The organism is Mycobacterium sp. RTGN5 (assembly GCF_033804465.1).
Classification (GTDB): Bacteria; Actinomycetota; Actinomycetes; order Mycobacteriales; family Mycobacteriaceae; genus Mycobacterium.
Genome location: NZ_JAPZLA010000004.1, coordinates 47,957 through 61,804 on the forward strand (window position 1 = coordinate 47,957; position 13,848 = coordinate 61,804).

General features: G+C 65.5%; 13 protein-coding genes. 10 read left to right on the forward strand and 3 right to left on the reverse strand.

The window, feature by feature from the left end; genetic code table 11:
- The first annotated feature begins 79 nt into the window (after window positions 1–79).
- Window positions 80–565 carry a nuclear transport factor 2 family protein gene (locus tag SLQ31_RS20490; protein ID WP_319435890.1) on the forward strand — a complete coding sequence of 162 codons (486 nt, stop codon included), beginning with the start codon at window positions 80–82 and terminating at the stop codon, window positions 563–565.
- A gap of 75 nt (window positions 566–640) precedes the next feature.
- Here the strand turns inward: SLQ31_RS20490 and SLQ31_RS20495 are convergent, their stop codons facing one another.
- On the reverse strand, window positions 641–1,303 hold the full coding sequence (locus tag SLQ31_RS20495; protein WP_319435891.1) for a L,D-transpeptidase family protein: 663 nt from the start codon (window positions 1,301–1,303) through the stop codon (window positions 641–643).
- Window positions 1,304–1,591: 288 nt separating this feature from the next.
- Here SLQ31_RS20495 and SLQ31_RS20500 point away from each other — a divergent pair, with 288 nt between their 5' ends.
- The 4 genes from SLQ31_RS20500 to SLQ31_RS20515 all read left to right on the forward strand — a co-directional run bounded on the left by SLQ31_RS20500 (window position 1,592) and on the right by SLQ31_RS20515 (window position 6,752).
- Window positions 1,592–2,056 carry a hypothetical protein gene (locus SLQ31_RS20500; protein WP_319435892.1) on the forward strand — a complete coding sequence of 155 codons (465 nt, stop codon included), beginning with the start codon at window positions 1,592–1,594 and terminating at the stop codon, window positions 2,054–2,056.
- Window positions 2,057–3,129: 1,073 nt separating this feature from the next.
- The gene (locus tag SLQ31_RS20505) at window positions 3,130–4,290 is read left to right on the forward strand and encodes a DUF5631 domain-containing protein (RefSeq protein WP_319435893.1); all 1,161 of its coding nucleotides are present in this window, start codon (window positions 3,130–3,132) and stop codon (window positions 4,288–4,290) included.
- Complete coding sequence (locus SLQ31_RS20510) at window positions 4,287–5,243, forward strand: hypothetical protein (protein ID WP_319435894.1); 957 nt, start codon at window positions 4,287–4,289, stop codon at window positions 5,241–5,243. Before SLQ31_RS20505 ends, SLQ31_RS20510 begins: the two co-directional genes overlap by 4 nt.
- 18 nt (window positions 5,244–5,261) lie before the next feature.
- Window positions 5,262–6,752: a bifunctional phosphatase PAP2/diacylglycerol kinase family protein gene (locus tag SLQ31_RS20515; RefSeq protein ID WP_319435895.1), complete on the forward strand. Its 1,491-nt coding sequence runs from the start codon at window positions 5,262–5,264 to the stop codon at window positions 6,750–6,752.
- On the opposite strand, the gene SLQ31_RS20520 is transcribed toward SLQ31_RS20515, so the two are convergent.
- Window positions 6,706–7,374 carry a phosphatase PAP2 family protein gene (locus SLQ31_RS20520; RefSeq protein ID WP_319435896.1) on the reverse strand — a complete coding sequence of 223 codons (669 nt, stop codon included), beginning with the start codon at window positions 7,372–7,374 and terminating at the stop codon, window positions 6,706–6,708. The two genes, SLQ31_RS20515 and SLQ31_RS20520, sit on opposite strands and share 47 nt — an antisense overlap.
- A 39-nt stretch (window positions 7,375–7,413) precedes the next feature.
- Here SLQ31_RS20520 and SLQ31_RS20525 point away from each other — a divergent pair, with 39 nt between their 5' ends.
- The 5 genes from SLQ31_RS20525 (at window position 7,414) to cysC (ending at window position 13,057) form a co-directional block, all read left to right on the forward strand.
- Window positions 7,414–7,896 carry a hypothetical protein gene (locus SLQ31_RS20525; protein WP_319435897.1) on the forward strand — a complete coding sequence of 161 codons (483 nt, stop codon included), beginning with the start codon at window positions 7,414–7,416 and terminating at the stop codon, window positions 7,894–7,896.
- A gap of 99 nt (window positions 7,897–7,995) precedes the next feature.
- Window positions 7,996–9,387, forward strand: coding sequence for a sulfatase (locus SLQ31_RS20530; RefSeq protein WP_319435898.1), 1,392 nt, complete (start codon window positions 7,996–7,998; stop codon window positions 9,385–9,387).
- A 66-nt stretch (window positions 9,388–9,453) separates the two neighbouring features.
- On the forward strand, window positions 9,454–10,257 hold the full coding sequence (gene stf0, locus SLQ31_RS20535; RefSeq protein ID WP_319435899.1) for a trehalose 2-sulfotransferase: 804 nt from the start codon (window positions 9,454–9,456) through the stop codon (window positions 10,255–10,257).
- Window positions 10,254–11,180, forward strand: a complete 927-nt coding sequence (gene cysD, locus SLQ31_RS20540; RefSeq protein ID WP_319435900.1) for a sulfate adenylyltransferase subunit CysD — start codon at window positions 10,254–10,256, stop codon at window positions 11,178–11,180. The genes stf0 and cysD overlap by 4 nt, the downstream gene beginning before the upstream one ends.
- Entirely contained in the window at window positions 11,180–13,057 is a 1,878-nt protein-coding gene (gene cysC / locus SLQ31_RS20545) for an adenylyl-sulfate kinase (RefSeq protein WP_319435901.1), read from the forward strand. The genes cysD and cysC overlap by 1 nt, the downstream gene beginning before the upstream one ends.
- Here cysC and SLQ31_RS20550 read toward each other — a convergent pair.
- Window positions 13,042–13,809, reverse strand: coding sequence for a trans-aconitate 2-methyltransferase (locus SLQ31_RS20550; protein ID WP_319435902.1), 768 nt, complete (start codon window positions 13,807–13,809; stop codon window positions 13,042–13,044). The two genes, cysC and SLQ31_RS20550, sit on opposite strands and share 16 nt — an antisense overlap.
- Between the last annotated feature and the right edge of the window lie 39 nt (window positions 13,810–13,848).

Below are 13,848 nucleotides of genomic sequence, written 5' to 3' on the forward strand. Positions count from 1 at the left end.
CTGATCGTTGACATGCCCTCCGGGCTTGCAACATTGTCACCGGGACAACTCTGTCCGTCGACACTTTCGGTGTGCTGCAATGACCGGCATGGCTGATGCGGATGCAATCGAAGCGATCAAACAGGTGAAGTACCGCTACATGCGGGCGCTGGACACCAAGCATTGGGACGACTTCGCCGACACCCTGACCGAGGACATCATCGGTGATTACGGGTCGTCGCTGGGCGAGGAGCACCACTTCACCAACCGCAAGGATCTGGTGGATTTCATGGAGAAGTCGATGCCGGCCGGCGTGCTCACCGAGCATCGCGTCACGCATCCCGAGATCTCCGTCGACGGCGACGAGGCCGAGGCCATCTGGTACTTGCAGGACCGGGTGATCGTGCCGGAGTACAACTTCATGCTGATGGGGGCCGGGTTCTACCGCGACCGCTATCGCAAGACGCCCGACGGCTGGAAGATCAGCAAGACCGGATACGACCGCACGTACGAGATCACGCAGTCGACGGAGAACCTGAACTTCAAGGCGACCGCGGGCAAGGCCGTCGCTACTTTTTCTCCTTAGTGGTGCGCCGTCGAGCGTGTGGCTTGTCGGTGACGATCCTCTCCGGGGTCAACGACAACGCCCACGCTCGGCGCGTTACTTCGCGACGGCGATCAGCGCACCGGGCTGCAGCCACTGCATGATCTTGACCAAGGTGGCGTCGTCGAGCGAGACGCAGCCCGCGGTGGGACCGCCGTCGGTGGTGTGGACGAAGAAGGCACCGCCGTTGCCGGGCACCCGAGCCTTGTTGACGCCCATGACGATGGCGTGGGCGTACTGCGGGATGTCGAGGTTCTCGGTGCCGCTGGCTGGGTTGGTGTCGAAGGCGCAGTCTGCTTTCTTGCAGACCTGCATGGTGTTGTAGGTCGGGCTCTTCATGTCGCCGTCCCACCAGTAGTCCGGGGTCACCTGGACGTACTTCAGGCCGCCGCCGGGGTTGGGTTTGGTGCCGAAGGCGAAGTCGAGGGTGAAGATGCCCATCGGCGTTTTCGATTCACCGTCGTGAGATTGCGGGACCATGCCGTTGGCGCCGACGTGGGTGGGGACGCCGACCAGGACGGGCTGCCAGCCGTTGGCGCCGCGCTGCCAGACGTCCATCTTGGCGGTGGCACCGCCGGTGCTGACGACGGAGAGCACCTGGGTGGCGTCGCCGACGTTGGCCTGAAACCACGGGGTTTCGGCATGGCTGGGCGGGGCTGAAGACAGCGCCAGCAGTGCCGCGCTGAAGGCAGCACTGAGCGAAACGACGATTCGGCGCATCGACTCATGGTGTCTGTCCGGCTTCATGCGGGTCAAGTCAAGGTTGGGCCACGGTTGTGTCTGGGCCAGCTAACGATGTGTGGACGGCTGGGATGGCGTGACGCCAGTCCTAGGTGCGCGTGAACTGCGTGTACGTGCTGGTCGGAGTGGGTATTGCTGCTGTTGGTGAATAGCGCTCCGGCAAACGCAAGGGATACCATTTTCGACATGTCGCAAGTGCCATACGGACCCGGGACTGCAGGACCAGCTCCGTGGGCGGGACCGCCTCCTTCAGGTGGCCCGTCGCGGTTGCCCACGATCATCGCCATCGTCATCGCGGTGATCGCGGTCGCCGTCGCCATCGGTGCGTGGTTCAGGCCGGCGCCTAAGCCCGAGACTCCCGCGGCGAAGACGTACAGCGAGCAGGAGGTCGCAGACGCGAAGCAAAAGATTTGCGATGCTTTCGAGACCGTCCAGTCAACGTTAGAGGCGAGCTCAAACCAAGCGCCGCCTGATCCCAATGACGTAATGCAGAAGTTCGTCTTATCCGTTAATGGCCGGCTGGCCTCTCATGCGGGTGGTGAATACTTGTACCGCCAGATTGCTGAAAACCCTGCAGCACCTGCTGAACTGGCAGCAGCAGCCGGAGAACTGGCCTCGGCCTATGAACGAGCCACTCTCGCTCAGATAGCTCAGTCCGACAAATCGAAGCTCGATCCGATTTATAAGTCAGCCGACGCAGCAGCATCTCGCATTACAGAGACTTGCAAATGAGTGATTTGCCTCCTGGTGAATGGTCAGAATTGCTCGTGGGCCACCAATGGCCCGGAGTCGATTCGCTCATGACCCTCACGTTGGCGGCATCCAGCCGCGGTTCGATCAGCACAGCGTTTGACGGCTATGCAGACATTTTGCAATCAATCCGAACTGGGCCGCTGGCACCACAAGAGGGGGCGACGGCTGACGATACTCGGGACGCGTTCCAGGCTGGCGAGACATCGGCCAGGGCAGTCTCGGAGAAGAATGCGGTCAATCAGCACTCGTATGACGCCGCGCATCGATCAACTCAACATCTCCGGACACAGCTGAGTGAAATTGCACAGCACGGCAACTCAGCGATTGAAGAAATCCAGCGGTCGAAAGACCCTGCCCCGATCAAATTGGGAAAAATTGTCAACGCTGTCATGGACGCACAGTCTCAGGCGAATAGCCGCGCTGCCAGTTGCAGTGACCGTATCTTCGACGATATCCAGAAGATCCTCGATGGCCAGGGCTCGAGTCAGTCTGCACGTGAATTCGCCAAAGGCAACGGTGTCGACCTCGATGGAGCGTTCCGGTCACCGAATCAGGACGCGGTCAAGCACCAAGTCACCCAAATGCTTGATCAGTCCCCAAGTTCGTCGAAGCTACTATCCGATACGCATTCCCAATCGAATCTGCTCGGAGCGCACGAATCGGATCTGCCCCCGGCTCCGGCTCCGGCTTCGGCTCCGATACCCGACGCGGCAGCGGATCAACCGGCAAGAGGGCTGCTCACTGGTGGCGATCGGACGCCACTCGAAGTTTCACAGCCGGATCCCACGGTCGGTACACCACCGCCCTCACGGCTCTTGTCTGGCACTGAAAGTCAACCCCCACCCCCACCAACTCTGCCTCCTAGCGGAACTCTGCAAAATCCAAGTAGCAATCTTGTCAGCCCGTCCCCGCCGGGACCGTCGATCTCACCTCCTGCACCAACCGGCACATCAAACTCGCCTATGACCTCTGCTACTTCAGCCCCCACAAACGCCCTCTCCCCTGAAGGCTTCGCCCAGAACTTCAATTCCGGTGCGCAGACTGGCAATCCGATGGCGGCTGGCACCGAGGGACTGTCCAGCAGCGCGGCCCACGCCATGCAGCCACAGGCGCCGATCCACCCCGAGGGCATGACCGCGCCGCCGGCGTACACAACGCCCTCGTCCGGCACACCAATATTCGAAAATGCCCACGCCGCAAGCTCGTTCGACACCGCCCAGGCCCCCGTCGCTCCCCCGGCCGACGCCAACCAGACCTACATGGCCGCACCAGCCAGCCAAGCACCGGTCATGCCGTCAACCGCCGCCCCTGCAGCACCGGCTGGTCCGCTGCCCGCCTACGGCGCGGACCTTCGCCCTCCTGCCGCGACCGCGCCGGCAGCCCAACCGATGCCCTCGGCGGCGGCTCCGGCGTCGGCGCCCGTCCACCCGTCGAGCGGCAGCCCGCTCAACCAGCCCGCCGTCGTCCGCCAAACGCCCGCCGCAACACCGGTAGCCCACGCGCCCACCGGCCTCACCGAAAGTGCCGTCGCTGCAACCGGAACCGGCGCAGTCGCCGGTGCCAGCGCCGCGCAGACCCAAGCCCAGCAGCGCCTGCAGCGCCTCCTCGACGCTGTCGCCCGCCAAGAACCCCAGCTGCGCTGGGCAATCGGCGACCGTGAAGACGGCACCACCGTCCTGACCACCGACCTCGCCAGCGGCTGGATCCCGCAACACATCGAAATCCCCACCGGCGTCAAACTGCTCGCCCCTCGCCTGCGCAGCCGCACACTCGAAGCGCTACTCGGCGAGACCACCCTGACCGCCACGTACACCCCCGGCCAATACTTGCCGCCCGCCGACGACGCCGAACCCCCACAGATGTCCATCCGCGCCCGCGACACCCACGAGGTCGACGAACTCGGCTGGGAACTCGCCCAAGCCACCAAATGGCGTGACGGACTGCCGCGCCTGGCCCACACCCTGGCCAAAGCCGCATCAACCCGCACCGGCTATTTGGACTCCGAAGTCGAGCTGCTGCGCGAGCATCTCGCGACCGTCGCCAACCACGTGCTGGGTGACTACCCCGATCATTCTGACGCCGCTAAGGTCGGCAACTGGCAGCTGCTGGCGACCATCGACGCGCTCATCAAGAACGAAAAGACCGCCGCCAATTACCACTTTGCGTGGTTCCAGGCTCTGAGCCTGGCACTGAAGGGAGAGGTGCACCGATGAGTGGTGGACAGCTCAGCGCAAACGCGAGCGACTATCTCGCGGCCAACGGCACGAACCTGGCCCCGCCGCCCATCAGCTCCGATCCGCTCGTCGCCGGCATGACCCCCATCGAGCAGCTGCTGCGAGTACTCGGACTTAGCGCCAATCTCGGTGACCCCAAAGACAACACCGAAAGCGCCGAAGAACACGCCAAGCGCGACTCCAAGACCGCCGAGGCAGCCGCGAAGTTCCCCGCCCAGGACGAGCAGGCCGGCGCGGAGATGAAAGGTGTTGCCGGGCAAGGTCAAGGCGACCAAATGGCCCAGCAGCTCCCCCAGATGGCCTCCCAGCTGGCCGGCGCTTTGGCTGGCGCGATGGGTGGCGCACTGCAGCCCTTGGCCCAGATCCCGCAGCAGGTTGCTCAGGGTGCCCAGCAGGCCATGCAGGCCGGTATGGGCATGATGAAGGGTGGCGGCGAATCGGCAATGCTCGACAAAGCCAGCCTGTCGGACCCCCTCGGTGAATTCGGTGAAACTCCAGGCGAATTCGGTGCCGGCGGCAGTGGGTCCGGCGGCGGGGGTGCCGGCGGCGGGGGCACCACACCGACTGCGATGCTGGGACCGCCTCCCGTCCCGTCGGCGGGCACATCGCCGTCGTCAGCCAACACCGCGACGCCGCCGCCACGGATGGCCGCGCCAACATCAGCTCCGTCCGGCGGCATGGGCGGTATGCCGATGATTCCGCCTGGCGCGATGCACGGGGCCGGCGGGTCGGAGAAGGATGCCAAGCCCGACACCAAACGGGTGTCCGTCCCGACCGTGAAGAACGGCGCGCCGGTTCAGGGCCGCATCACCACACCGCCGCCGAGTCCTCAGGTCGCCAAGAAGGTCGACGGCAAGCCCGTGGCCACCAAACGGATCCTGCTGCCCACCAGCAAGCCCGACGACGAGTCGGCCGGGGACCCCAAGACCTGACCCCGCTACGTTGGGCTGATGACATCGCGAAGCTTGCTCGAGGGTCGGGGCATCCGTCAGATCACGGGCGGACTGGGGACGCTGGACCGCGAGGTGTTCGAGGCGGTCGCCGAGTCACCGACCGTACTGCTCGACAAGGCGATGCCGATCTTGACCCGCGCCGCCGACCATTCCAAGCTGTGGTTCGCCATCGCCGCCGGCCTGGCCGCGACGGGATCACCCTCGGCGCGCCGCGGCGCCGGCCGTGGGGTGGTCACGCTGGCCGTAACCAGCCTGGTGACCAATCAGGTCGCCAAGCGGGTGTGGAAGCGCCCCCGGCCCACGGGCACCCTGGTGCCCCTGGTGCGACGGGCACGCAGAATGCCGACATCGAACTCGTTTCCGTCCGGACATTCGGCTAGCGCCGCCGCCTTCGCCGTCAGTGTCGGCCTGGAGAGCCCACCGCTAGGCCTGGGCCTGGCGCTGCTGGCCGGCCTGGTGGGCTTATCGAGGGTGGCCACCGGGGCGCACTATCCCGGCGACGTGTTCGCCGGCTTCGGCATCGGGGCCGCGATCGCGGTGCTGGGCGGGCGGCTGGTTCCCCCCATCGTGGCGGCCAAGTTGCCGACGACCGAGCCGCTGCTGATCGAGACCCCCGAGCGCCCCGAGGGCGAGGGCGTCGTCCTGGTCGTCAACCCGGCGTCGGGCAGCGGGACCGGTGCTCGGGTGATCGACGAGGTTCGCGCGAAGCTGCCCAAGGCCGAGATCGTCGAGCTCGGTGAAAACGACGACCCCGAGACCGTCCTGCGGGCGGCTGCCGAGCGCGCCGAGGTGCTCGGGATCGGCGGCGGCGACGGCACGGTGGCATGCGCGGCCGCGGTGGCCGTGTCTACGGGTCTGCCGCTGGCGGTCTTCCCCGCCGGCACGTTCAACCACTTCGCCAAGGACATCGGCTGCGACACCGTCGACCGCACCGTCTCGGCCATCCGCTCGGGCAGCGCATCGTGTGTGGACCTGGTCTGCCTCAACGAAGACCACATGGTGATCAACACCGCCAGCATCGGCGCCTACCCGCAGTTCGTGCGGACCCGCGAGAAGCTCGAGCACAAGATCGGCAAGCCGCTGGCCGGCATGTACGCCATGCTGCACACGCTGCGCCGCGAGAGGCCGGTGCGCATCCGCTACGACAACAAGACCCTGGAGACATCGTTGTTTTTTCTGGGCAATTCCGTCTATCTCCCTTCGGGTTTCGCGCCGTCGCGCCGTACCCGCATGGACGACGGGCTCATCGATGTCCGCATGTTGGAAACCGGTCGACGGTGGAACAGGTTGCGTATTCTCACCGCACTCGTGCTGGGCCGTCTGGAACGCAGCCCGCTCTACCACGAGATGCAGGTACCGGAATTCTCGTTCGAAGCGGTCGACGGACCGACGCCGCTGGCGCGCGACGGGGAGGTCGGCGACACCTACGACCGCGCGAGTTTCACTGCGCGCTACCGGGCGTTGCCCGTCTTTCGGCCGTTGCCGTGATCCCGCGCGGCGCTACCAGCCGCATGCACAGCAGGTAGTAGAGGTACCCGAGCGCCCATCCGGCCAGCACATCGGACGGGTGGTGAACGTTGAGCACCACCCGCGCCGAGCCGACCAGGACGACCAGCACCCCGCCCAGAACCGCCAGGGCCGTGCGCCATCTGGGGGTGAGGCTGGGCCACAGCACCGTGAGCAGCGCCAACACCCCGACCATCGCGCCCAGGGCATGCCCGGACGGAAACGACGTCCCCCAGCCGTAGACCAGGGCCGTCGCCGGCCGCGGCCGGCCTGCAATGAACTTGGCGCCCTCGGTGAGAACCCCCATTAGTCCGACGCTGACCACCAGGAACAACGCCGTCGCCACTTTGCGACGAACCAGCGCGACGATCACGAACACCAGCGCGATCAGTCGAAAACCACTCGGCCCGAACGCGCTGCAGAACACCACCCAAAACGACACCCATCCGGGGCGTGTGGCGCCGATGGTGTGGAACGTCTGCAACAACCGGGTGTCGGCGGCATCCAGCCACGGCCAGTTCTGGACATAGCCGACCCACATCCCGGCGTAGACCAGCACTGCGACCACAACCGACGCGATCAACCATGATTTTCTCGACGCCATCCCTACTTCAGTACCACGAGATCTGGCACGATCTTGCGCGTGGCCATATTCCTGCGGCGGTTGTTCGGAATCGGCAAGCTGCCGCGCGAGATGCGCGAGCAGTTCGAGAGTGAGGGCATCATCTTCCTCGCCGAGTACGTTCCGGTGACCCGCCGGTTCACCGGCAAGGTGCCAGGACTGCGCGCCAGCGGAAGTCTCGCGAGCTACGTCGGATCATTGGTGTTCACGTCGCAGCATGCGGTCGCGACGCTCTCGAGCGTGCCCAAAGTGGCCGGCCGCACGATGGATGTGCGGTGGGACGATCCGCAACACGGCGCGGTGAAGGTTCAAATCTCGGGCAGCGGAATCAGTTTGGAAGTCGATGTGGCCACTGTCGACCCGCAATTCAGCGGCCAGCTCTCGCTGACGTACAAGGTGGACATTCCCGAGGATGTACTCAGTCGACTACCGTCCAGACAGCTGGCATTTGACGTCCCACCCGAATATGTTTACCGCGCAGTCGAAGTGCCACACAATCCGTAGATTCCGGCTGTTGATAACCCTTGTGCGGTGTACCGGATGTCGGCACGGTCACACGGCGGGGCAAGCTAGACCCCACGAAACCGAACGGAGGCATCCTGCGTGAGCCAGCCGCACCGCGACAACCTGTTGATTGTCCACTGGCATGACCTGGGCCGTTGCCTGGGCGCCTACGGATATCCAGGAGTGACGAGCCCACGCCTGGACCAACTCGCCGCCGAGGGCATCGTCTTCACCCGTTCTCATGCCACCGCTCCGCTGTGCTCGCCGTCGCGCGGCTCACTGTTCACCGGTCGCTATCCGCACAGCAACGGTCTGGTCGGCCTGGCTCACCACGGCTTCGAGTATCGCGCCGGGGTCCGCACGCTGCCTCATATCCTGCACGAACATGGTTGGTATTCAGCACTTTTCGGCATGCAGCACGAGACCTCGTTCCCGGCCAGGCTGGGCTACGACGAGTTCGACGTGTCCAACTCCTACTGCGAATACGTCGTCGAACGGGCGCAGGAGTGGCTGACCGACAGCGCGCCAATCGAGCAGGGCACTCCCTTCCTGCTGACCGCAGGCTTCTTCGAAACCCACCGGCCCTATCCCCGCGACCGCTACGAACCGGCACCCACCGCGGACGTCGACGTGCCCGACTTCCTTCCCGACACCCCGGAAGTACGCGGCGACCTCGCCGAGTTCTACGGCTCGATTGCCGTAGCCGACGCCGCGGTGGGCCGATTACTCGACACCCTCGCCGACACCGGGCTCGACAACAACACGTGGGTGGTGTTCCTCACCGACCACGGCCCCGCATTCCCTCGCGCGAAGTCCACCCTTTACGACGCCGGCACCGGTATCGCGACGATCATCCGCCCGCCACGGCGCCTGCAGAGCAGCCCGCTTGTCTACGACGACCTGTTCAGCGGCGTGGACCTGCTGCCGACACTGTTGGAACTGGTCGGCATCACCCCCGACGACGATATCGAAGGCCTCTCCCATGCCCGTAATCTGCTTGCACAGCAAGACAATCCGCTAGAAGTTCGCGATCACGTCTACACCGAGAAGACCTATCACGACTCCTACGATCCGATCCGGGCGATCCGAACCAAGAAGTACAGCTACATCGAGAACTACGCGCAACGACCGCTGCTGGACTTGCCACTGGACATCGAGGAGAGCCCGTCCGGCCAGGCGGTCGAGCCGTTCGTCAACGGGCCGCGGCCCCCACGCGAGTTGTACGACCTCGAGGCCGACCCTGCCGAGTCGACCAATCTGCTGGCCGCAGACCTGACCGGAGAAGCCGAGAAAATCGCCGAAGACCTCGCGGTCCGGCTCAATGAGTGGCGACAGAAGACCGGCGACGTCATACCCTCTGAGTTCGTCGGAACACGGATCGCGGCCCGCTACACCGAGACGTATCTCGAGATCAACGGGCACACGCTGACCAGCAGGTCTGCCATCGCGGCGGAACGCGGACTCGACGATGAAGTTGTTTCCCAACAATAGTTTTCGTCACGGGGAGTTTAATTTCTGACGTCGGCGTCAGTGCATGGATGCCACTAGGCTCAGCACATGCCCGATCAGCCGACCGCCTACCTCGTGCTCGCTTCCCAACGCAGCGGCAGCACGCTGTTGGTCGAGTCGTTGCGGGCCACCGGCGTGGCCGGCGAACCCCAGGAGTTCTTCCAGTACCTGCCCACCACCAGCATGTCGCCGCAGCCCAGGGAGTGGTTCGCCGACACCGAGGATGAGTCGATCCTGCGACTGCTCGACCCGATCATCGAGGGCAAGCCCGACTTGGCGCCCGCCGAGATCTGGCGGGATTACATCCGCACCGTCGGCCGGACCCCCAACGGCATCTGGGGCGGCAAACTGATGTGGAACCAGACGCCCCTTCTGCTCAGCCGCGCCAAGGACCTCCCTGAACGGTCCGGAACCGGGTTGCTGTCGGCCATCCGTGACGTCGTCGGCAGCGATCCGGTGCTGATCCACGTCTACCGCCCCGACGTCATCTCGCAGGCGGTGTCGTTCTGGCGTGCGGTTCAGACCCGGGTCTGGCGTGGCCGGCCCGACCCGGTGCGGGATGCGCGGGCCGAGTATCACGCCGGCGCCATCGCCCACGTCGTACGGATGTTGCGCGCGCAGGACGAAGGCTGGCGCACGTGGTTCGCCGAAGAGGATGTCCATCCGATCGACGTTCCCTACCCGGTGCTGTGGCGCAACCTAACTGACGTTGTCGCGCAGGTCCTCGAGGCGATCGGCGAAGACCCCCAACTGGCCCCCGCGCCCGTCCTGGAACGCCAGGCCGATCAACGCTCCGATGAATGGGTCGACCGCTACCGCGCCGACGCCGAAAGAGAGGGCCTGCCGACATGACCGCCGACGTAAGCACCGTGGACACCACCCACGTCGACGAATTGCGGCTACTGGAGGCCGAATCCGTCCACATCATCCGGGAAGTCGTCGCCGAGCTGCAACGCCCCGTGCTGCTCTTCTCGGCCGGCAAGGATTCGATCGTTCTATTGCGGTTGGCCGAGAAGGCATTTCGGCCGTCCCCGCTGCCCTTCCCGGTGCTGCATGTCGATACCGGGCACAACTTCGACGAAGTCATCGAGTTCCGCGATCGCCGGGTCAACGGCGAAGGACACAAGCTGATCGTCGCGTCGGTGCAGGAATCGATTGACACCGGCCGGGTTGCCGACCCGGGTCAGGGCGAGTCCCGCAATCGCCAGCAGACCCGCACCCTGCTCGATGCCCTGGAGGCGGGCGGATTCGACGCTGCGTTCGGCGGCGCGCGACGCGACGAGGAGCGGGCGCGGGCCAAAGAACGAATTTTGAGCTTCCGCGACGAGTTCGGCCAGTGGGACCCGCGCGCGCAGCGCCCCGAGCCCTGGTCGCTGTACAACGGCCGGATCAAGAAGGGCGAGCAGGTTCGGGTGTTCCCGCTGAGCAACTGGACCGAGCTGGACATCTGGCGCTACATCGAGTTGGAGAACCTCGAGATCCCCTCGATTTACTTCGCCCATGAACGCGAGGTCTTCGAACGCGACGGCATTCTGCTCGCGGTGTCCGAATACGCCCGCCCCGAGGGCGACGAAAGCTCGGCGGTCGAGTGGGTCCGCTATCGCACGGTCGGTGATCTGACGATCACCGGAGCCGTCCGATCCAGGGCCACCGGGATCGCCGGCGTCATCACCGAAATCTCGGCTGCGACGGTATCCGAGCGCGGCGAGACCCGCGCCGACGACCGCACGTCGGTGGCCGCCATGGAAGACCGTAAACGCGAAGGCTATTTCTGATGACGACCGCGACACGTCAGCTGCTGAGGATCACCACCGCAGGCTCGGTGGACGACGGTAAGAGCACCCTGATCGGCCGGCTGCTGCACGACACCGACAGCTTGCCGCTGGACCACCTGGAGGCGGTTACCGACGAAGAAGGTGTCGCCGATCTGGCGGCGCTGTCGGATGGTCTGCGTGCTGAACGTGAGCAGGGCATCACGATCGATGTTGCCTACCGGTTCTTTTCGACCGATACCCGCAGTTACATCCTGGCGGACACACCCGGTCACGAGCGCTACACGCGCAACATGTTCACCGGTGCCTCCAATGCGCACGCGGCGATCCTGCTCGTCGACGCTCGCGCGGGCGTTCTGCGCCAAACCCGACGGCATGCCCGGATCGCGAAACTCGTCGGCATCAAGCACTTCGTGGCCGCCGTCAACAAGATCGACCTCGTCGGATTCGACCAGGCCCGCTTCAGCGAAGTCGAAGATCAGTTGCGGCAGTTGGCCGCTCGCCTCGGTGGCCTCGATCTGACGGTCATCCCGATCGCAGCCAAGCACGGCGACAACGTCGTGCACCGCTCCGCCGAGACACCGTGGTACGAGGGCCCGACACTGCTCGAGTACCTGGAGCAGGTGGAGCTGGCGGCACCGCAGGCCGAGGCGAGCTGGCTTCGGCTCCCGATCCAGTGGGTGTCGCGGCCCACCGCCGATCAGCGCCGGCGCTACACGGGTCGGCTATCGGCAGGCACGCTGACGGTCGGCGATCCCGTGGTCGCACTTCCGTCCGGTACCCGCTCGGTCGTGACCGCCCTGGATGCCCTCGACGATGAACGAACGACAGCGGTTGCGCCGCTCTCGGTTTCGGTGGAGCTCGCCGACGACATCGATGTGGGTCGCGGCGATGTCCTGGTCAGTGGTCTCGACGATCCGCACCTGCCGACGCTGGCGCGGGAACTGGATGCCACCGTGTGCTGGTTCACCGACACCCCGCTGCGTGCCGGCGACCGGGTCGCGCTGAAACAGGGCACCCGAACGGTGCGGGCCACGATCCAGGCGTTGCACTCCCGGCTGGATCCGGAAACGCTCGACGAGCTCGACGGCCCAGTTGAGCTGGCCATCAACGACATCGGCTCGATTACCCTGCGCACCAGTTCGATCGTGGTGGCCGACCCCTACGTCGAGGACCGCGACAACGGCGCGTTCATTCTGATCGACGAACACTCCAACGACACCGTCGGCGCAGGCACGATTCTGGAAGCCCGCGAGGTCAAGCCGGGCGAGCAGACGCGCAACGACATCAAGTGGCATCCGTCATCGCTGGACCGCGACTACCGCTGGACGGCAACGCAACAGCGCGGCGCGACGATCTGGTTCACCGGTCTCCCGGCCTCGGGCAAGTCCACCCTCGCGGTCGCCGTCGAGCGCGCCCTGGTGGAGTCCGGTCAGGTGGCGTATCTGCTCGACGGTGACAACATCCGCCACGGGCTGTCGGATGATCTGGGCTTCTCGGCCGGCGACCGCGCCGAGAACATCCGCCGAGTCGGCCATCTGACGAGATTGTTCGCCGACTCGGGGGTGGTCGCTCTGGCGTCACTGGTATCACCGCTGAAGTCGGACCGCGACATTGCCAGAGCCCTCAACGGCGCGGCCAAGTTGCCCTTCATCGAGGTGTGGGTCGCGACGCCGGTAAGCGAGTGCGAGAAGCGCGATCCCAAGGGTCTGTACAAGAGGGCCCGCGCCGGTGAGCTCAAGGGGTTGACCGGTGTGGACGGGCCCTACGAGCCGCCCGAGTCCGCCGATCTGGTGGTCGATACCACCGGAGCGGACATCGATGACCTGGTCAAAAAGGTGCTCGCCGTGCTCGACGAGAAGCGTCAGCGGCCCACCTGAGCGACGACGAAGATCCGGCGGAACGGGAAGTACGTGCGGCCATCCGGCCGCGGCGGGTACGCCTCGTCCAGCAGCGGGATCAGCTCCGCGCGGAACTGCTGCCACTGATCGTCGGTCAGCTGGTCGCGCACCGGGGTGAGCGCGGTGCCGGTGATCCAGGTCAACACCGCATTGTCGCCGCTGAGTTCATGGAGATAGGTGGTCTCCCAGGCATCGACGGCGCAACCAACGCCGGTCAGCAACTCGGCATACCTCAGCGGTGTCTCGACGATGTCAGCATTGCGGAACCTGAAGTCGCCCAGCACCTTTGACCATGGGTCCTGCTCGGCCAGCCAGCGTATCGCCGCGTGGGACGGAGCGTCGAAGTTGCCGGGGACCTGAACCGCGATCCAGGCACCGGGCCGTAGCTGGCCCGCCCAACGCACCATCAGCTCGGCGTGTCCGGGGATCCATTGCAGCGCCGCGTTGCTGAACACAACGTCGGTATCCGGTGGTGGCGTCCAGGCGGCGACGTCGCCCAGCTCGGCGTCGATACCGCGCTCGCGCGCGGCGGCGACCATCTCCGCTGAGCTGTCCACGGCCTGCAGCGTCGCATCCGGCCAGCGCTTGGCAAGCTGCTCGGTGAGATTGCCTGGCCCGCAACCCAGATCCGTCACCCGCTTTGGTGACTCGGCCCCGATGCGCCCCAGCAGATCGAAGAACGGCCGCCCGCGCTGGTCGGCGAACGTGAGATACGTCTGCGGATTCCACATGCAGCCACTCCATCACATCCGCGTCGATCATGAAATCCA